A 20,073-nucleotide genomic window follows, 5' to 3' on the forward strand; every position below is an offset into this window, starting at 1 on the left:
CGAATTTGACTTAAGTCAAATGGTTCAAAATAACAATCGGACTTCATCAAACCATCGGCGTGAAAATAAAGGTGTACATACACCAGTTCATTAGGAGATCAGGCGGATGGCAATTTCTGGCCCAAAAAAATCGACCCAGTCCGCAACGCCCGCTAAAGCTGCAGCGCGCAAGCGCAGCTCGACAATCAAGCCCAAGCGGGTTCAATCCGGTGATGTGATAGCAGGCAACAGTGCACGAACCGCGGCGCGCAACACCTCGGCTGAGGCAATTGCATCGGCTGTCACCTCACAAGAGGTGGCGGTGCGGGACATTATTCATGGACTGATGCCAGAAAAAACTCATGAGCTCGCCCAAGCGCTTGAGACGATCATGCAAGGTGCATCCCCAGATGATGCACTCGTCTTAAAGCGTGCCCTGCTCACCCCGATGAGTCGTAGCAATCGCGGGAGCAGCAAAAAAATACTCATTGCCGATGAGGAACTCTCTGCAAACTGGCGTGATGGCGGTTACCCCTACCGCAATTTAATGTCGCGCAAGTCATACGAGAAAGCCAAATATCAACTGCAAGTTGAACTGCTCAAGCTCCAAGCCTGGATTAAGGAAAGCGGTCAAAAAGTGGTCATCTTGTTCGAGGGCCGAGATGCCGCGGGCAAAGGCGGTGCCATCAAACGATTCATGGAGCATCTAAACCCACGCGGCTCACGCGTGGTGGCCTTGGAGAAACCGACTGATATTGAGAAGGGTCAGTGGTATTTCCAGCGTTACATTGAACACCTACCTACGAGCGGCGAAATCGTTATGTTTGATCGATCCTGGTACAACCGTGCTGGTGTAGAACGTGTCATGGGATTTTGCACCGATGCCGAATACGACGAATTCATGCGCCAGGCACCTGAATTTGAACGTAACCTGGTCAGAAGCGGTATACATCTGGTGAAGTTCTGGTTTTCTGTTAGCCGTGACGAACAGCGACGCCGATTTAGAGAGCGCCGAATCCATCCATTAAAGCAATGGAAGCTGTCGCCAATCGATTTGGCATCGCTAGACAAATGGGATGAATACACGGCCGCGAAAGAATCGATGTTCTATCACACCGACACTGCCGAAGCACCTTGGACCGTGATCAAGTCAGACTGCAAAAAACGAGCGCGCTTAAACGCCATGCGTTACGTATTGCATAAGCTCGCATACGACAACAAGGACATCAATAACATCGGCTCAGTTGACCCTCTTCTGGTCGGGCGAGCTCATGTCGTGTATGAACATGGCGAGCGTCCCATGGCTCTACTCTAGCTTTCAGCGTTCAGACCTGTCGTTCGATTTGTGGCTTGGATAAACCCGTTTACAGTTAGCGTGCCACAGAGACAATCGTCAGGTAAATCGTTGCCGCCATCAAAGCGGATGCTGGTACGGTCACAATCCAGGCTCCGATGATCTTAAATACGATTGAACGTTTTACAAGTTCTCCGCGATAAACCTTCTTGATTTTCTTGTATTCCTTTTTGGATAAAGACACTTGCGCGGCCTTCGCTTTGAGCTCCTGTAGCATGAGCTTTTTAGTTTTCATGGGCGCTTTGGTGAATCGGTCCAGATAGGCCTCAACAATCTCCTTGTCCTCACCTAAGTGATGCAGACGAATTTCCTCCACCATGGAAGAGAAATTTGACTTCAGACGCTCGCGTAGAAAACCAACCCCAAAAACGCCACCAATCGCAATGTGAGTTGAACTGACAGGTAGACCCAATTGCGATGCCACAATCACAGTCAATGCTGCTGCCATTGCAATACAGAATGCGCGCATCTGATCCAGGTCAGTGATCTCGCCTCCCACCGTACGAATCAATTTGGGCCCATACAAAGCCAAGCCGATTGCAATGCCGATGGCACCGACCAGTAGGACCCATACAGGCACAGCCGCCTTATCTGACACGCCACCGGACAACACCGCATCGACAATAGCAGCTAGCGGACCAATCGCATTGGCCACATCATTGGCACCATGTGCAAAGCTAAGCAAGGCTGCTGCCAAAATCAATGGGATCGTAAACAGACCATTGATCGTCTCTTTCGTATTACTCAACGTTTGAGCCCGCTTGGCAATCGCTGCCCGCAACCACAACCAAACCAGCGAGCCAATTATCAAACCAACCAGTACGGCCGTGCCGAACGAGACGGGAATCAACTTCTTTAATCCTTTGAGCATCAAATAGGTACCGAACGATGCTGCCATGATGCCAATCAGGATAGGCACGGTTCGTTTTGCTGCCTGCACCATGTCAGGTTGATAGGTGATCGCCCGCTTAATCCAAAACAGGAATCCAGCCGCAATTAATCCACCGAGTACTGGAGAAATCACCCAACTCGCTGCAATCCGTCCGACCACTGGCCAGTTAGCCGCGTCCATCCCACCTGCTGCGACGCCAGCTCCCAGTACTGCGCCAACGATTGAATGCGTGGTCGACACAGGTGCGCCAACTGCCGTAGCAAAATTCAACCACAAAGCGCCTGCTAGCAAAGCGGCTGTCATTAGCCAGATAAAGTGATCTGTGCTCGGGACGGAGGACATATCGACGATTCCGCCGCGAATCGTAGAGACCACATCGCCCCCAGCAATCAAAGCGCCGAGCATTTCAAAAATTGCTGCAATGACAATCGCACCCACCATCGTGATGGATTTGGAGCCAACGGCTGGTCCAACATTGTTGGCAACGTCATTGGCGCCGATGTTCATGGCCATGTAGCCACCGATCATGGATGCCACCACCAACATAATGCCCTGGGGACTTGACAGTCCAATGCTCAAAGTGGTGTAGATCATGATCGACACCACGAAGAACAAGCCAATACCAAATCGAAGAAACTCCCGCTGACTACGTTTTGTTACTTTTTTAAAATCAGAGAAATCTTCGAATTGCATGGGAATCAACTTTGTGGTGGTTAAGAGCGCATCGCTTTGGGCCGAACAGATTGCCGTTAAGCTAGGTCGCCGCATCAAATATGACAGTTATTTTACTTTTAATGAATCGTCATATTCAGAAAGGGTCACCACCAGCTTAGTAACAGAGGAATCCAGATAGAGGCCAAAACGACTTGGGCAGCCAATGCCAATCCGGCGTAGGCACCAGCCTGGTGGCTTACCTGGATGGCGCGGGCCGCGCCGATACCATGCGAGACGGTCCCCAAGGCGAAGCCTCGGCGCATCCACGCAACTTTGGAAACCCCTTCGCCCATGACACTAAACACCGATCGGGCTAACAAGGCGCCTATCAAACCACTTAACACCGCAAAGATTGCTGCCAACTCAGCGATGCCACCAATACTGTCTGCCAGACCCATCGCGACAGGCGCAGTCACCGACTTGGGAATCAAGGACAAGGCAACCTCCTGCGGCACATCTAGCCACCAAGCCAGTCCGAATGCGCTTAATGCACTTGCGATGCCACCGCCAAGCGCAGCGACTATCAAGGCCAATGCGTGACACTTGAGCTCGCTGCGACGTTGCCACAACGGCAACGCCAAGGAGACCACCGCCGGACCGAGTAAGAAATGAATGAACTGCGCACCAGCGAAATAACGCTGATAAGGGATCTCTAGCCACCAAAGTGCACTGCCCAAGGCGACAATGCTCCATAGCACGGGATTGAGCCAAGGCGTTTGATCATAGTGCTGATAAATCGCCAAACCAAGCACGTACACCAATAATGTCGCTGTTAAGCCAAACAATGGGGTAGCAGACAGATATGTCCAAAGCTCCACAAAATCAGCCACGACCGCTCTCCTGATCAAATGCTTTGGCATCTTCTTGCCCGGCAGCGGGCGCGTCGACAGATTCGCGTATCAAAACCCGTAGTAACACCACGGTCGTGATTAACCCGAGAATGGTTGATGCAAGCAGAGCCACAGCGATTTGCCACCAAATCGTCGATAGCAGCTCAAGGTGAAGAATGACACCCACCCCCACGGGAATAAACAGCAGTGACAGATTGGATAACAAAAAACCAGCGACCGCCGCCACTCGCTCGCGAATCCACTGAACCCACAGGGATGGCCATAAAAGCATCAGCCCAAGAACCGGTCCAGGCAAATCTAGACCGAACAATCGAGCGATGACTTCACCCGCCACCTGATAAAGCAACAACAAGGTAAAACCGACTAACGCTGCCATGAAACCATCCCGAGCAAATCGTTTAAGAAGTCTAGACTAAATTCGGCAGGCTGAAGATCGATACGCTTAGCGATAATCTAAGTAGCGTGAGCATCCGCAGCTGCTGTCAGGGGCGGCATCTTACCGAGCTGCAGATAGTCACTAGCTGTATCTGGCTCACAAGCCAACCATTGGTTAAACGACTCTGGCGCAAGCACTACCGGTGTACGCTTTTCATCTTCAGGCTTATGCATGCAACTCATCACTGCATGCTTATCGGCATTGATCGTGAGCATGGTGAAAGACGCTAGAACCTGCGAACTCACTGGGTCGCGCCAGCGCTGCCATAAGCCCGCGATCCCCATGGGCTCACCGTTAGCCCGTGCGATTCGCCAACGTACAGCCTTGCCAGTCTCATAACAGGGTTCATAAAAACAATCTGCCAGCACAATTGCCCAGTGAGCACGGCGCCAAGCATCGCGGAAACTTGGCTTATCAGCCACTGTCTCACACCTTGCGTTATAGGTATGGCGTGAGATTTTTGTGTCTTTGGCCCAAGGCGGCACCAATCCGAATTGAGCCATGCCGATAGCGACTCGGCCATCACGGTGGCTGCGCACCACGATCGGCCCTTGATGCCCGGGGTAGATCTGCGAAGCAGCAGGCGGCAAATCCAAGCCAAAAGTAGCTTTAACCCAGTCTTGGTGTGTGGTTGGGGTATAGACCGCGCACATCGCTAAACACACAACACCAAGGCGTTGTGATCAGCCCTTAACGCCATTCATGGCCCGATAGGTTTGGATAACCTGACTGTCGTCAGCCTTGCCATCGCCTCTACCTGAAGCCGCCAGATACATCTGGTGAGCAGCCGCAGCAATCGGCAAACCGGCTCGCATGTCATGGCCAGTTTGCAACACAATCGAAAGGTCCTTAACGAAGATATCCACTGCACTCTTGACCTCAGGGTCATCGTCGAGCATGCGTGGCCCACGATTCTGAAGCATCCAACTCGACGCTGCCGATCCACCCATGATTTCCAACAGCAACGCCAGATCCAGACCCGCCTTATCCGCAAGCGCGAAAGCCTCTGCCGCCACGGCGATGTGCACACCGCACAGCAATTGATTAATGGTCTTGACCATTGCACCTTGACCAGGGGTCTGACCCACATGGAACACCCGTTCACCGAGCACCTGCAAAAGCGGCGACACCATCTGGTAGGTTGGTGTTTCACAAGCGACCATCATTGTCAGCGTGCCGCTTTGGGCGCCCACCACACCACCGGAGACGGGCGCATCGACAAATCGGTGCCCCTTCTCAGCAACCCGCTGGGCCAGGTTTTGAACGGCAGCCTGCGCGCAAGTGGCCATAAGCACGACGACCGAACCAGGATTCAAAGCATCCAAAGCAGCATCGGTAAACAACACTTGCTCAGCCTGAGCAGCGTTGACCACCATCAACATCAGCACTTGGGCACCTGTCGCAGCCTGCTTGGCTGAGGCAGCTGTTGCGCCCCCGGACTTCTCGAGTTCAGCCAACGCCTCACGATTCAAATCAAAACCTCGAACTTCATGGCCAGCTTTCACCAGGTTTTGTGCCATTGGTAATCCCATGGCGCCAAGTCCTACAAATGCGATGGTTGTCACTGTCATTTCCCTTAAAACTAAAAAAATCTGACAGACATGATACCGTCAGGAAACACCAAATACCTCAAACTGAGCCATCGAGTTGAAAAAAATTACGCCCGTTTAAGCAAAGCCTGCTCTAAAAACATTAACCGGTCCTGCCCCCAGAACAATTCGCCATCGAGCACATAAGTTGGCGCACCAAACACACCAAGTTCAATGGCGGAATCGGTATATGCGTCGTAAGCTGCCTGCACATCGACCGACTCCGTCTGCGTCAGGTATTTTGCGGGCAAACTAGACTCGGCAAGAATTTGCGTCAAAGTCTGCGGATTCGCGATATCACGCTCCTGTGCCCAGACCGCAGCCATCAATGCACCCGCAAGCTTTAATGCGATCGCGTCACCTTCAGACAACTGCACTGCAGTGATCAGCCTGGAAGCCAAAGTGGGCACTACTGGAAAGTATTGGGGCTGCAGATTTAGTGGTAGTCCCAAATAATCCCTAAACCTCGCGAGCTCGACCAACCGGTAAGCCTGACGCTGTTTAGGCCGGTCCTTCAGTTGTACACCGCCCGACACAGGGAACACGCGTCCCAAATCTATCGGTCGAACGCGAATACTGGCGCCGGCTGCCTTTGCCATATTGGTCAAACGCTCATGCCCTAAATAAGTCCAAGGACTCTGGGGCGCAAAGTAGTAATCAATTGTGGTGGTCATGACACAAGTCCAAATGTTTAAACAATCCGATCAAATTAAACGATAGGTTCACTTTTGTGTATCGGGTTTGTACCGTTCGGGCGACTGCCACCGCGTGGCGCGACAGGACTGACCCAGGCAAACCAGCCTTGCCTAAGGGAGATTGAGATCGTGGCTCGCTTTAGCCTTGGTCGCTGATTGACCACCCTGCCCGCTCAAACTAGACTAAAGATGTCCAATTCGCCGAGACCGCCGTGAAACACTGCCTCGCTATCTGCTTACTTTGTCTGACCCCTGCGGTGTCTATGTCTGCTGACGTTCCCGAGACACTGACTGGTGTTTGGGCGACACCTAATTGCGCCTCCGCGCAAGATACGCTGGTGATCTATAAAAGCTTTTATCTCTGGTTAGGTGAGGAAGAAACGTCGTTGACTGGTCTGACCCTATCGGCTACCCAACCGAACGGGTGGACGCGACTTGAAGAGTCAGACGGATATCCCAATTTTTTTACTGTACTTGCTGACGGTAGGCTACGAGAGGCTTTTTTACCCGATAATGCCGAGCTCGGGTCGGTACCGAGTGAGGACTGGCAAACAACCGATTACGAGAGCTGCGGCAATTCGCTGCCCCGCAGTCAGGTTCTGTTACACGGGGAATCCGTCGCCCTGCTGCAAGTGGTCAGTGATACCCAAAAAATATGCCAGACTGATCGTAACGCTTGCGCTAATGCTCTCTTTGCAGGCGTTGATGTTTCTGGTGATGGCAACCTGAGCACTGCCGAGATCGCACGCCTTGTTAGAGTCGCTGGCTATCTAGCGGCAGTCAGTGAAGAGACCCCCGCAAACAATGATGATCTGGCTGGTGTATTGGCTGCCGGACTGCCCTTGGGCCCTCTAATGGCATCGGCAATCATCAACTCATTCGACTATGATGACAGCGGCGGGGTCTCTTTAGCTGAACTCAGCCAGGATCGAGACACTTTGATTGATCAACTCAAACCCGAGGCCGGTGGTGAACTCAATTCACGCCTTAACCAAATGAAAGAGGCCCTCAAGCCCTTGGGACGCATGCTGGAGAATTTTGGGCAGTAGGTGGATTTGTCATGGCATTGAATTGTCGCGTCGGAGACTTGGCTATTACAGTCAAATGCGAAATCCCGGAAAACCTCGGGCGTATTGTGCGCGTTGTTGCCTCTAACGGTATTGAACACTGGTCTGACTATGGACCGATGCATACCTGGGAAGTGGAAACGCTGTCTCAGTCAGACACCCTGACATACGTCATCAAAGGCAAACTGTGCTTTAAAAGCAAAGGCCCCGTGCCAGATGCTTTCCTGCGTCCATTACGGCCGCCCGCAGACGAACCAGTCGAACTGCAAGCAGAGCCTGCACCAACCGAACCAAGCCTAGCCTAACCGCGCCATACAGGCACGCCGAACCCACGCAAAATGGGTGTCTTCTCTCCCCCAAGGACTTCTTGGCAGTATCATGCTGGCAGCATTGATTTAGGGGGAACGCATGAAACAGTACCAAGCATATATCGATGGGCAATGGGTAGATCCAGCCAGTGGTCAGTGGTTTGAAACCGAAAATCCCTTTACGGGACAGCCCTGGGCAAAAATACCGCGCTGCAATACAGAAGACGCTGAACGTGCGATCAAAGCCGCATGGCAAGCATTTGACAAAGGCCCCTGGTCTAAATTCACGGCTAGCCAACGAGGTGCCATGCTGCGAAAGCTCGGTGACCTGATTGCAGAAAAAGCCGAACACTTAGCCGATATTGAGGTGCGAGATAACGGCAAGCTGAAAGCTGAGATGTACGCTCAAACCCAATACATGCCTCAGTGGTTTTATTACTTCGGTGGTCTGGCTGACAAAATCGAAGGTGCAGTCATACCTGTTGATAAGCCTGGCTTTTTTAATTTCACCCGCCATGAACCCTACGGCGTGGTAACCATCATTACCCCTTGGAACTCACCCCTGCTGCTGGTCGCCTGGAAGCTTGCACCGGCGTTAGCAGCAGGCAATACCGTGATTATCAAACCATCTGAATTCACCTCGGCATCAGCGTTAGAGATGATGGACTTGGTTGAACAAGCCGGATTTCCCAAGGGTGTTGTTAATGTAGTCACTGGGTTTGGTCATGAAGTCGGCAGCGCTTTGGTCGAACATCCCAAAGTCGCACGGGTAGCCTTTACTGGTGGCGAAATAGGTGGCATCAAGGTGGCTGAGGCCGCTGCTCGAGGACTCAAACCTGTATCGCTTGAGCTTGGCGGCAAATCACCAAACATCATTTTTGAGGATGCCAACATCGACAATGCCGTCAGAGGTGCCGTCTCTGGAATTTTTGCAGCGACTGGCCAAACCTGCTTGGCTGGGTCACGTCTTTTGGTGCATGAAAGCGTGCACGATGAAGTAGTCGAGAAGTTGCTTGCTCTGGCCAAGACCGCCCAGATGGGTGATCCAATGCAAGCCACCACACAGGTGGGTCCGGTTACAACCAGACCTCAATACGAGAAAATCCTGTCCTACATCGATGTAGCCAAAGGTGAGGGTGCCAACTGTGTCTTGGGCGGGTCTGCAGCCTCACGTCCGGAATGTGGTGAGGGCTGGTTTGTAGAGCCCACAATCTTCACCGGTGTCACCAACCAGATGCGCATCGCTCAGGAAGAAGTGTTTGGCCCCGTCCTATCCATCATCAAGTTCAAAGACGACGATGAGGCAGTCGAATTAGCCAATGACGTGCTATATGGTCTGGCAGCTGGTGTTTGGACTCAGAGCATCAATCGTGCCATTGACATTTCAGCACGTATCCGTGCAGGCACAGTATGGGTCAATGCCTACCGTGTGGTCAGTTACATGTCGCCATTTGGTGGCTACAAGCGCTCTGGCCTAGGTCGGGAGAATGGGCAGGCCATGATTTATGAATACCTGCAAACCAAAAGTGTCTGGATCAACACCAATAAGGAGATAGCCAATCCGTTTGTGATGGGCTAGACAGTAGGCAACGACTTGAGACAGTTTGGAACTGACAGCCACGAGGCACCAAACAAGAATCACCGCGCCGACTGGCAAGTGATTCGGGATTTGTTGCCTTACCTACTCGCATACAAGTGGCGTGTCGCATTTGCGCTAGCGTGCATGGTGTTAGCTAAATTCGCCAACCTCGGTGTGCCGATCGTGCTTAAAGACCTGGTCAATGCGCTCGACGTCAATACCGTAGCTGGCACTTTGCTGGTGGTACCAATCAGCCTCATATTAGGCTATGGCCTGCTTAGGCTCTCAACCTCTCTCTTCACTGAACTCAGAGAGGCACTGTTTGCGCGAGTTACTCAGCATGCAGTTCGCCAAATCGCGCTGAATGTATTCAATCATCTTCATCGCCTCTCGCTGAATTTTCACCTGTCTCGACAAACAGGCGGTGTCAGCCGTGACATCGAACGCGGCACGCGAGCCATCCAGACACTCGTGTCATTTTCGCTCTACAGCATCTTTCCGACATTTTTTGAGTTTGCTTTGGTACTCGGTTACCTAGCCATCTTCTATGACATCTGGTTCTCCGTCATCACACTCGTGGCTTTAGTGCTCTACATCATATTCACGGTGGTCGTGACCGAGTGGCGCACCAACCTGCGCCGCACCATGAACCAGCTAGATACACGCGCCAATCAGAAAGCCATCGATTCGCTCTTGAATTTTGAGACAGTGAAGTACTTCGGCAACGAGGCCTTTGAAACGCGACGCTATGATCAGAGCATGCAGCAATATCAAAAAGCTGCAATCATTTCTCAACAATCTCTGGCTGCTTTGAATCTGGGGCAGCAAATAATCATTTCAATCGGTTTGGTTCTAATTGTCTGGCGGGCAGCTGCTGGCGTAGCAAATGGCAGCCTGACCTTGGGCGACTTGGTGTTGGTCAACACACTGATGATCCAGCTATATATGCCATTAAATTTTCTGGGGGTTGTGTATCGAGAGTTAAAACAATCCACCGCCGACATTGACCGCATGTTCGGCCTTCTAAACGAACAGCAGGAAATCAATGACAGCCCTAACGCATCGACACTTGTCATTGACGACCCGAACAGAGGCCCAAGCATAACCTTCGATAAAGTGTGCTTCAGTTACGACAAACAACGCCCAATACTGAAAGACATCAGCTTCACAATCCCGGCAGGCACCACGACCGCCGTGGTGGGTCGCAGCGGCGCCGGTAAAAGCACCTTGTCGCGATTACTTTTTCGGTTCTACGACGTTAGCAGCGGCAGGATTCTGGTAGATGGGCAAGACGTACGTCAAGTGACCCAAGCAAGTCTGCGCCAAGCCATCGGTATCGTGCCGCAAGATACTGTTCTTTTTAACGACACGGTTGGCTACAACATCCGTTACGGAAGACCTGAGGCAACAGACGCTGATATGAAGGCAGCCGCCAAAGCCGCCCAATTAGATGCTTTCATCGAGAGTTTGCCGCAGGGGTACGAAACACCGGTCGGTGAGCGTGGCCTGAAGTTATCAGGGGGTGAGAAGCAACGGCTAGCGATTGCCCGCACCCTACTTAAGAATCCAGCGATTTTGGTGTTTGATGAAGCAACCTCTGCACTTGATTCACGCACAGAACGTGCCCTGCAGACTGAACTCTGGAAACTCGCACGCAATCGATCAACCTTGATCATCGCGCATAGATTGTCAACAATCGTGCATGCCGATCAAATCTTGGTCATCGATCATGGTGAATTGATCGAGCATGGCACTCACGAAAGCCTATTGGCAAGTGGTGGCACTTATGCGCAGATGTGGCAGATGCAGCTATCTGAACCTGACCATGTTGAAATCAACTGATCAACCGCCCTCCAGTCTCGGGATGAAATACACCTGTGCGCCAGGTGTGAGCGAGTGCGTATACACAATCTCATGAATCACGCCATCAATCGCGACCGCGCTGTCTTCCTCGAGCACGGCAGCCAGGCCCGGGTAGCGCTTGTCGATTTCGCGCAGCAAGGCTCTGATGGTCGAGGCCTGAGCCTCAAAGACTTCCTCGCCCTTGGTGAATGGCTCAAACGCGCCGGTCAAGGTAACCTTGACCGGGTTGCTATTTTGGCTCTCAGGCACTGACAGCCTCAGCATCTAACGCCGCTAGAATGGCCGGTGGTGACATTGGCAGAGCCGTCATGCGCACGCCCACTGCATCACGAATCGCATTACCGACCGCTGCCATGACCGGTACGATATTTACCTCGCCAACACCTTTGACACCAAACGGATGATTTGGGTTTGGCACCTCAACGATTACGGCCTCGATCATCGGTAAATCCGACGCCACAGGAACCCGGTAGTCTAGAAAACCCGGATTCTCGAGTTGGCCACGATCGTTATAGATATACGTTTCATTCAAGGCCCAACCAATTCCCTGAACCACACCCCCTTCAATCTGACCTTCTACGTAGCTACGATGAATGGCACGGCCGACATCTTGCGCTGCGACGTAACGCAGGATCTTCACAGCCCCTGTTTCAGGATCAACTTCCAGATCACAAAACTGCGTTGAAAACCCAGGAGCTTGCCCGCCGGCGTTGACTGCAACTTCGGCGACAATTGGTCCACCAGTGACTGCGCGCTTTGCTGCGATATCCTTTAGTGTCAAAGGTGCAAAATCACCAACTGAAGGATCTGCCGGTCTCGCAGCACCGTTCTGCCAAACAACCGATTCGATATCAACGTCCCAGATCATGGCTGCACGGGCACGCATATCTTCAATGACCTTCTGACATGCCTGCACAACAGCCATGCCAGTGGCGTAGGTGATTCTCGAACCACCTGTCAGGAAGTTGTAGCCAATCGACGCTGTGTCAGCAACGGTCGATCGAACCGACTCATAGGGCACACCCAATGTTTCAGCAGCCATGATGGCCATGGATGCGCGCGAGCCGCCAACATCCATGCTTCCGGTCGCCAACGCAATCGAACCATCTTCGTTCACGTGTAGCGTCGCAGTGGATTCCCCGCCGCCATTAAACCAAAAGCCTGATGCCACACCCCTACCCTGATTGGGCCCAAGCGGCGCCTTGTAGGCTGGATGGTTCATCAAGGCCTCAATAGTCTCTCTGAACCCATCGTGTGCATGCTTGGGTCCCCAAATGGTTGGCGATCCAGCCTTTACAGCGTTCTTGAGTCTAAGCTCCAAGGGATCCATGCCGATGCGTCTAGCCAACTCATCCACGACGCTTTCGACGGCAAAGGCTGCGATCGGCGAGCCGGGCGCTCGGTATGCCGCAGCCTTGGGACGATTACACACCACGTCATAACTCACAGCCCGTGCGTTTTCTAGGTCATACACAGAAAAGGCACACATAGCCGCATTCATGACAGGCGAACCAGGGAACGCCCCTGCCTGGAACTTGAATACGCCATCGGCCGCGACGATTTTGCCATCACGCGTAACGCCCATTTTTACGGTCATGGACGAGCCAGAGGTCGGCCCGGTTGCCTGGAATACCTCTTCACGCGACATCACCATTTTGACTGGGTGCCCAGACAATCTCGAGAGCGTCAAAGCTAGCGGCTCCAGATAAATGACCGTCTTTCCACCAAAACCTCCGCCGATTTCGGCTGGATGGACCACCACGTCGCTCACATTCAGGCCTAGAAGCTTGGCGGTGTAGGCTCGCACCACGAAATGCCCTTGGCTTGACGACCAAACCTCACACTGCCCATCTGCACCCCAACGCGCCAAAGCAGCATGCGGCTCAATATAGCCCTGATGAACTGGTTCGGTCGTAAAGCTCATCTGAACGACTTCATCGGCCTTTGCAAAGCCAGAATCAATATCACCTGCCTTGATCTCATTGATTCTCGTGACGTTAGACGGCTTGTCTGGCACCGGCTCAACACCACGCGTAAATAAATTATCAAACAGAACAGGCGCATCAGCACGCATAGCCTCTTCTACATTGATGACGTGGGGCAACACCTCATACTGAACATCGATTAAGTCAAGCGCCGCAGCTGCGATCGCTTGCGAAGTGGCCGCGACTGCTGCCAGAGGATGTCCCACAAACAAAACTTTCTCTCTGGCCATGACGTTGCGAGTCATGTGCCAGAAATTGAGCTGCACTCGCTCGGGACCTTGGTAGGCGAACGCCTGATCAGGCATATCGGCTGCAGTCATCACGGCCTTCACCCCAGGCAAAGCCTTGGCGCGACTCGTGTCAATTGAGATGATGCGGGCGTGTGCATGTGGTGAGCGCAATACCTTGCCCCACAACATGCCGGGCAACTCATAGTCAGCGCCATACTGTGCCAAACCCATGACCTTGGGAACACCATCTGGACGCACAGGACGCGAGCCAATCAGCTCGGATGGGTTCATGGCCACTTCAGTTTTTTTAAGCATGGCTCTCTCCTCGCATCTCTCGTGCTGCATCGAGCACGGCCTCGATTATCTTGTTGTAACCGGTACAACGGCATAAATTACCTGCCAGCCAATAGCGCACTTGCTCCTCGGTTGGGTCAGGGTTGTGCTTCAGCAACTCACGCGCTGCCATCAAAATTCCTGGCGTGCAGATCCCGCATTGAAGCCCCGCATGCTCGAGGAACTTGCGCTGCAACGGATGCAGTTCACTGCCAGCAGCCATACCCTCAATGGTTTGAACAGCTTTACCGTTGGCTTCAGCACCGAGCACGAGACAGGAACATACCAGCTCACCATCTAATGTCACGCTACAGGCCCCACAATCACCGGTACCACAACCCTCCTTCGTTCCTGTCATGTCAAGCTCATTACGCAACACATCCAGAAGCGTTTGACTTGTGTCACACAAAAACTCTACCGGCTCGCCATTAATGGTTGTACTCACATGATGCTTGGCCATCTCAGATATTCCCCCTTGCGCGTGCCAACGCCTTTTGTGCCGTTCGCCGGGCAATCACGCCCGACAGTTTCGTTCTAAATACCTTTGTACCCCGCTTATCGTCGATCGGACGCGCAGCAGCGCTAGCAGCCAAACCGAGATTGGCTAGAGCTGCATCGTCCACCATCGTGCCTATGAGCGCCTGTGCTGCCTCTGGCACCACAATGGCTTTTTCAGCGACAGCGCCCAGACAAACCTTGGCTGCGGTACAAACACCTTGTTGATCCAGCGTTAACGAAATACCGGCTCCCACCACAGCGATATCCATTTCTGTTCGCGGTGTAAACCGGATATAGGCACTGCCGGTGTGCTCGGGTGGGTTCGGGAAAAAGATCGACACTAAAATCTCACCAGGCTCAAGCGAGTTCTTGCCAGGACCCGTAGGCACCTGCTCAACCGGGATCTCACGCCGACCATTGGGACCCTCGATACTGGCCACCGCTCCCACTGCCATCATTGCTGGCACGCTGTCAGCAGCCGGTGAGGCGTTACACAAATTACCACCCATCGAGGCTCGACTTCGCACCTGGATTGAACCAATCCAATTGGCACCATCAACTACCGCCGGAAAGAGGGCTGCGAATTCGCGGTGTCGAACAAGCTCCATGCAGGCTACGCTCGCACCCACACGCCAGCCGCCTGACTCTTGCCGAATAGATACCATCTCGTCAATGCCTTTGACGTCCACGATCAGTTTGGGTGCGATTCGCCCGGATCGCATTTGCACCAGCAAATCGGTACCACCAGCGAGCACCCTACCGTGCCCGTCGGCTGCTGCCAGCAATAAAGCCGCCTCCTTGGCACTAGCAGGCGTTTCAAACCTTACATCAGCTGTCATCGTACTTTCCCTTGTTGTTCTAATCAAAAGCCATCTATGCCAAATAATGCGACCCCTTAACGGCGACACCGTTAAGTCCTCATCGCTGCATCACGGCTGACTGCACCCTTCGATTCTAGACCAGTGAAACACCGCAACGAATACTTTACCTAGGTAGACCCGACTTGATATTTCATAGCGCGAAATTTGGGCGAATGTGAGCCCTTTCGTTGCTACTATCACCTAGATAACCATCCATAACCCGTCAAATCAAGGAATATCCTCATGACACTTAAAGACAAAGTAGCCCTAGTCACTGGCGCAGCAAGCGGAATTGGCAAGCAGTGCGCCATCCATATGGCAAAAGCTGGCGCCAACATCGTGATTGCAGACCTCAACTCGGACGGTGCCCAGGCAACAGCTAAGGAAATCGAAGCATTGGGTGTCAAAGCGATTGGGTTGTCCATGGATGTGACCAGTGAAGATCAAGTCAATGCCGGCATTGAGGAGACTGTCAATAAGCTTGGCAGTATTGATGTGCTGGTATCAAATGCTGGTATCCAAATTGTGCATCCCATCGAGGAGTTTCCCTACGCCGATTGGAAAAAGATGCTCGCCATCCACCTGGACGGTGCTTTTCTGACGACCCAGGCTGCTATCAAGCACATGTATGCGAGTGGTCGCGGCGGTTCGATTATCTATATGGGTTCTGTGCACTCACACGAGGCTTCCAAGTTGAAATCGGCCTACGTCACCGCCAAACATGGTCTGCTTGGCCTGGCGCGGGTTGTAGCCAAAGAAGGCGCAGAAAAGAATGTGCGGGCCTACGTGGTGTGCCCAGGGTTTGTGCGCACACCCCTGGTGGATAAGCAAATCCCAGAACAAGCCAAGAGCCTTGGCATTAGTGAAGACGAAGTCATCAAAAAAGTGATGCTCGGGCAAACAGTCGATGGCATCTTTACCACCACTGATGACGTCGCATCTGTTGTAACCTTTTTGGCGGGTTTTCCGACGGCTGCCATGACTGGTCAATCTTTTGTTGTCAGCCACGGGTGGTATATGCAGTAATGACAACAAGGATGAGACAGCATGGCAGCACAAACACACTTTTTTAATGCGCAAGCTCTAAGTACCGCAATTAAACAAGTGGTCAAGGGGTTCGGAAGCGAACCCCTTGAAGTCGAATTGGTGACCGACAACCTGATTGAAGCAAATCTCACCGGACATGATTCCCATGGCATTGGTATGCTGCCACGCTATGCGCTCTCTCTGAAAGAGGCAGGTGGCTTGCAGGCCAATGCTCATGTGAGCATCCGGGTGGACCACGGCACGATGCTAGGCTTGGATGGCCATGCTGGTTTCGGTCAAGTCATCGGTCATGAGGCCATGCTAATTGGTATTGAGCGGACCAAACAGCATGGCAGTTGCATCATGTCGCTCGGTAACGTACACCACTTGTGTCGGATCGGTGCCTGGGCAGAGATGGCCACAGCCGCAGGGCTTATTTCCATCCATTTTGTAAACGTCATGTCCAAGCCAGTGGTCGCCCCCTGGGATGGTGCAGACGGCCGATTTGGTACGAACCCATTCTGCGTGGGGATTCCCATTGAGGGTCGATCGCCTGTCATTCTGGATTTCGCAACCAGCGTCATTGCCCAGGGCAAAACGCGCGTGGCCTATAACAAGGGCATTGAATTAAAGCCTGGGCAAATGATAGACCATGAAGGCAAACCGACCACCAATCCTGCTTACGGTGTCGTACCGCCCTTTGGAGCCATCAAAACATTTGGTGAACACAAGGGGTTCGGACTGTCGCTGGTATGCGAGCTGTTGGGAGGCGCTTTGTCAGCAGGACAAACCTTGCATGACCGGTCAACGAAAAGCAGAATATTTAATGGGATGCTGACGATCCTGATCGATCCCAATAGACTCGGAAAAGGTAATCTATTTGTAGAAGAATCACTCGCTTTCCTAGAATGGGTCAAACAATCTGCGCCGATTGAAGGTACTGAAGGTGTCAAAATCGCTGGCGAGCCTGAACAAATGACCAAAGCCGAACGGCTAAAAACAGGTATTCCCGTTGATGAGAACACTTGGCGGGAGATCCTTCAAACGTCTGAGATACTCGGTATCGATTCTCAAGAAATCGATACATTGGCTCGCGCCTCATAAAGCCTCATCAAAAAACCCAACGGTTCTTCGACAGCAGAGCTGTCAAAGAACCGTTGGGTTAGTGACACTGGGCAGAGCCGGCTTACTGAACTGCCTGAATCGCGCGGATATTATCCGCTCCAAACTCTTTGGCGTATTCAGCATAGGCAGGTGTAATCGCTTGACGGAAGCTCTCGCCGTTTACCTGCTCCACCACCTGCATACCATCTTTCCTCAGCAGAGCAATTCCATTGGCCTCATCGTCATTGACTTTCTTGCGCTGCGCGGCAGAGGCCGCTTTGGCAGCATTCAGAAACACTTGCTTATCAGCGTCGGACAGCTGACTCCAAACGCTCGGCGACAAGATAATGACAGCAGGCGAATACACGTGATTGGTGAGTGACAGATGTTTCTGCACCTGCGCAAACTTGGCCGCCAAAATCACAGGAATCGGGTTTTCCTGGCCATCAACAGTACCCTGTTGTAATGCGGTGAACAGCTCAGGAAAGGCCATGGGTGTCGGCAAGATACCGAAGGTTTTGTAACCGTCCATGTGCACTTTATTTTCCATCGTGCGCATCTTCAATCCATTAGCATCGCTTGCCTGAACAATGGGGCGCACGTTATTGGTCATATGGCGAAATCCGTTCTCGGTCCATGCCAGACCGACAAGACCTTTATCCTGCATTTTTGCCAGCAAGTTTTGACCTATTTGACCATCCATCACTTTTCGGGCGTGGTCGTAATCGCGAAACAAGAACGGAATGTCAACAATCTTAACTTCAGGCACGAAATTACCCAGAGGACCCGTCGAAGTATTGACTAAATCCAGTGTGCCAAGCTGAACCGACTCAATCATCTCGCGCTCACCACCGAGCGCACCGCTAGGAAACTGCTGGCACGTGTAGCGACCCTGCGTACCTTTTGAAATTTCTTCACAAAATACCGTTGAGCCCACACCATAGTGTGAGGTCGGTGAAGTCGCGTAACCAATTTTGAGCACGGTTTGTGCCTGAGCAGCAACACCAACACCAGCCAACGCAGCCGTTAAGGCAGCTACGCGCAAAAACTTGCTTGCTTTCATGACTATCTCCAAAAACGACAAAAGTTTGATTGCCAAAGTTAGCGCAAAAATCGCCTGTCAACGAATCTAACCCTATCGCCAGGCATCAGGGCTTTCCCTTATCCGGCGACAGTACACTTCCATCTAGCTCGGCCTTCTTGCGAGCTATCTCAGCTTTAGCCTGATCAGCCTCAGCTCGCAGCCTAGCCAACTCTTGCGGCGACACCCGTTCTGGATTGCTGTAGTCAAGTTTCCAGTCAGCGCTATCTGACCAGCGCTGAGGTGACTGAACTGTCGTACGGGCGGCCGGCGCACTTGCCAAGAGATCAAGCGCGAGCCGCAAGGTTTCACGCTGGGAGACCAAATCATGGGGTTTACCAGCTGCATTGCCTAAGGGGAAATCGCTAAATAAAAACCGAGGCACACCGCAGTGTTCTACGATATCTTTGGCGCACCCCATTAAAACCGTTGCAATGCCGTTGGCCTCGAGATACCTAGCCACCAAACTCAAGGTCTGATGACACACTGGGCAGTTGGCCACCAAGACCACAGCATCAAGGCCATCAGCCTGACACCGACGCAAAAGCTCAGGACAATCGACAGATAACGTGTGCCGCTGGCTACGATTGGTTGGCGCACCATGAAACCTTGACGCAAGTCTACCAATCACACCCTCGGCAGCAAATTCACGTAAGAGCGGCAACGGAAACCAACTCCCCGAGTCTGTCATGGTCGTATGTTGCCGATCAATTGCCACATGAGCAATTCGCACATCATGCGAAAGGGCTGTGTCACCCGAGTACACCTCGTAGAACTTTGCACGCGCGTTATAAGGTGCGCCAGGTCCTTGCGGTCCCTTTTCCGGATCAAATGGGGACGCTGTTGTGATTAAACCAACCACACTCTCGTGCAGCGGTTTGGCTAGTTTGACAAACGGAACCTCTCGGTAATGAGCCCATCGATAGGGGTTGTTATAGCCAAGCGCCAAATACCAAGCCCGCGTACGTTCCATGTAACCAATCGGCACATCTTGCTCGTCGTCAAACGCAAACGCTGATGGATCGCAAGAGTTACTCATAGGGCAGCCGGCGCGCTGTAACCTGACACGAATGACTTGGTCGGCCCACCATCCTCAGGGAATACGTGACGATTAATCTTCCCAATATTGCCGCCATAAGCATGGATGCTGATGGATACCCGGTCGTCGAATGCATTGCTGACTCGATGAACATCGCCAATTGATGGCGCAACAAATCCGATATGTCCAGACTCCAACCGTTCGGGCTTACCAATAGGCTTGGGCGGCGCCTGCTCGGTAATCTCGTAAGCCTGACAAACCTCTGCCCCGCGTAACATACCAATGACGCCCCAAACCGTGTGATCATGAATCGGGGTGGCTTGACCAGGCCCCCAAACAAAGCTCACCACGGAAAACCTGTCATCCGGATCCGCATACAGACAGTACTGTTGATAATACTGTGGGTGCGGTTGTGCCATTGCCTCAGGCAACCAATCGTCACAAGCCACTAGCTCGCGCATAGCATCGCCCAATTTATCCCAGAAATCTGACTGCGCCTCGCCGCCCGCCTCTACCAAGCTGTCAACACTGGCTACAAATCGATTCAATGCCTCTGACATATGACTCACCTATTTTGTCTTGAACAAACA

20 protein-coding genes are annotated in these 20,073 nt (G+C 52.5%); 7 read left to right on the plus strand and 13 right to left on the minus strand.

The genetic code is table 11. The features are described from left to right. Positions 1–106: 106 nt before the first annotated feature. Positions 107–1,294, plus strand: a complete 1,188-nt coding sequence (gene ppk2, locus DHf2319_RS09265; RefSeq protein ID WP_243477932.1) for a polyphosphate kinase 2 — start codon at positions 107–109, stop codon at positions 1,292–1,294. 55 nt (positions 1,295–1,349) lie between these two features. On the opposite strand, the gene DHf2319_RS09270 is transcribed toward ppk2, so the two are convergent. From DHf2319_RS09270 to DHf2319_RS09295, 6 genes are all read right to left on the minus strand, one after another. Continuing rightward, positions 1,350–2,819: an inorganic phosphate transporter gene (locus tag DHf2319_RS09270; RefSeq protein WP_243477933.1), complete on the minus strand. Its 1,470-nt coding sequence runs from the start codon at positions 2,817–2,819 to the stop codon at positions 1,350–1,352. A gap of 224 nt (positions 2,820–3,043) precedes the next feature. Beyond that, entirely contained in the window at positions 3,044–3,769 is a 726-nt protein-coding gene (locus DHf2319_RS09275; protein WP_243477934.1) for an LrgB family protein, read from the minus strand. Continuing rightward, the gene (locus DHf2319_RS09280; RefSeq protein WP_243477935.1) at positions 3,762–4,166 is read right to left on the minus strand and encodes a CidA/LrgA family protein; all 405 of its coding nucleotides are present in this window, start codon (positions 4,164–4,166) and stop codon (positions 3,762–3,764) included. Before DHf2319_RS09280 ends, DHf2319_RS09275 begins: the two co-directional genes overlap by 8 nt. Before the next feature lie 77 nt (positions 4,167–4,243). Then, entirely contained in the window at positions 4,244–4,879 is a 636-nt protein-coding gene (locus DHf2319_RS09285) for an SOS response-associated peptidase (protein ID WP_243477936.1), read from the minus strand. 30 nt (positions 4,880–4,909) lie between these two features. Then, positions 4,910–5,797, minus strand: a complete 888-nt coding sequence (locus DHf2319_RS09290) for an NAD(P)-dependent oxidoreductase (RefSeq protein ID WP_369810175.1) — start codon at positions 5,795–5,797, stop codon at positions 4,910–4,912. A gap of 86 nt (positions 5,798–5,883) precedes the next feature. Continuing rightward, complete coding sequence (locus DHf2319_RS09295) at positions 5,884–6,489, minus strand: 2-hydroxychromene-2-carboxylate isomerase (RefSeq protein ID WP_243477938.1); 606 nt, start codon at positions 6,487–6,489, stop codon at positions 5,884–5,886. A 284-nt stretch (positions 6,490–6,773) separates the two neighbouring features. Here DHf2319_RS09295 and DHf2319_RS09300 point away from each other — a divergent pair, with 284 nt between their 5' ends. The 4 genes from DHf2319_RS09300 to DHf2319_RS09315 all read left to right on the plus strand — a co-directional run bounded on the left by DHf2319_RS09300 (position 6,774) and on the right by DHf2319_RS09315 (position 11,306). Further along, complete coding sequence (locus DHf2319_RS09300; protein ID WP_243477939.1) at positions 6,774–7,559, plus strand: EF-hand domain-containing protein; 786 nt, start codon at positions 6,774–6,776, stop codon at positions 7,557–7,559. Positions 7,560–7,570: 11 nt separating this feature from the next. Further along, positions 7,571–7,882, plus strand: a complete 312-nt coding sequence (locus DHf2319_RS09305) for a hypothetical protein (protein ID WP_243477940.1) — start codon at positions 7,571–7,573, stop codon at positions 7,880–7,882. Positions 7,883–7,985: 103 nt separating this feature from the next. Then, the gene (locus DHf2319_RS09310) at positions 7,986–9,464 is read left to right on the plus strand and encodes an aldehyde dehydrogenase (RefSeq protein ID WP_243477941.1); all 1,479 of its coding nucleotides are present in this window, start codon (positions 7,986–7,988) and stop codon (positions 9,462–9,464) included. Positions 9,465–9,479: 15 nt separating this feature from the next. After that, entirely contained in the window at positions 9,480–11,306 is a 1,827-nt protein-coding gene (locus DHf2319_RS09315; protein WP_243477942.1) for an ABCB family ABC transporter ATP-binding protein/permease, read from the plus strand. Here the strand turns inward: DHf2319_RS09315 and DHf2319_RS09320 are convergent, their stop codons facing one another. Genes DHf2319_RS09320 through DHf2319_RS09335 form a run of 4 tightly spaced genes read right to left on the minus strand, consistent with a single transcriptional unit; the run spans position 11,307 to position 15,212 of the window. Further along, positions 11,307–11,576, minus strand: a complete 270-nt coding sequence (locus tag DHf2319_RS09320) for a MoaD/ThiS family protein (RefSeq protein ID WP_243477943.1) — start codon at positions 11,574–11,576, stop codon at positions 11,307–11,309. Further along, positions 11,569–13,857, minus strand: a complete 2,289-nt coding sequence (locus DHf2319_RS09325) for a xanthine dehydrogenase family protein molybdopterin-binding subunit (RefSeq protein WP_243477944.1) — start codon at positions 13,855–13,857, stop codon at positions 11,569–11,571. The genes DHf2319_RS09320 and DHf2319_RS09325 overlap by 8 nt, the downstream gene beginning before the upstream one ends. Beyond that, a complete protein-coding gene (locus DHf2319_RS09330; RefSeq protein WP_243477945.1) occupies positions 13,850–14,335 on the minus strand; it encodes a (2Fe-2S)-binding protein in 486 nt (161 codons plus the stop codon). Before DHf2319_RS09330 ends, DHf2319_RS09325 begins: the two co-directional genes overlap by 8 nt. 1 nt (position 14,336) lies before the next feature. Next, positions 14,337–15,212 (minus strand): FAD binding domain-containing protein, encoded by an 876-nt coding sequence (locus tag DHf2319_RS09335; RefSeq protein WP_243477946.1) that lies wholly within the window; start codon positions 15,210–15,212, stop codon positions 14,337–14,339. Positions 15,213–15,476: 264 nt separating this feature from the next. Between DHf2319_RS09335 and DHf2319_RS09340 the strand changes: the two genes are divergently transcribed. Together DHf2319_RS09340 and DHf2319_RS09345 are read left to right on the plus strand one after the other, a co-directional pair. Then, positions 15,477–16,259 (plus strand): 3-hydroxybutyrate dehydrogenase, encoded by a 783-nt coding sequence (locus DHf2319_RS09340; protein ID WP_243477947.1) that lies wholly within the window; start codon positions 15,477–15,479, stop codon positions 16,257–16,259. Between the two features lie 21 nt (positions 16,260–16,280). Continuing rightward, positions 16,281–17,363 carry a malate/lactate/ureidoglycolate dehydrogenase gene (locus DHf2319_RS09345; protein ID WP_243477948.1) on the plus strand — a complete coding sequence of 361 codons (1,083 nt, stop codon included), beginning with the start codon at positions 16,281–16,283 and terminating at the stop codon, positions 17,361–17,363. A gap of 82 nt (positions 17,364–17,445) precedes the next feature. Here the strand turns inward: DHf2319_RS09345 and DHf2319_RS09350 are convergent, their stop codons facing one another. From DHf2319_RS09350 to DHf2319_RS09360, 3 genes are all read right to left on the minus strand, one after another. Then, positions 17,446–18,426, minus strand: coding sequence for a TRAP transporter substrate-binding protein (locus DHf2319_RS09350; protein ID WP_243477949.1), 981 nt, complete (start codon positions 18,424–18,426; stop codon positions 17,446–17,448). Between the two features lie 85 nt (positions 18,427–18,511). Beyond that, positions 18,512–19,483, minus strand: coding sequence for a reductase (locus tag DHf2319_RS09355; protein WP_243477950.1), 972 nt, complete (start codon positions 19,481–19,483; stop codon positions 18,512–18,514). Next, positions 19,480–20,043, minus strand: coding sequence for a cysteine dioxygenase family protein (locus DHf2319_RS09360; RefSeq protein ID WP_243477951.1), 564 nt, complete (start codon positions 20,041–20,043; stop codon positions 19,480–19,482). The genes DHf2319_RS09355 and DHf2319_RS09360 overlap by 4 nt, the downstream gene beginning before the upstream one ends. Positions 20,044–20,073: the final 30 nt, after the last annotated feature.

The sequence above is a fragment of the Orrella daihaiensis genome (assembly GCF_022811525.1).
In the GTDB taxonomy this organism is placed as follows: domain Bacteria; phylum Pseudomonadota; class Gammaproteobacteria; order Burkholderiales; family Burkholderiaceae_B; genus Algicoccus; species Algicoccus daihaiensis.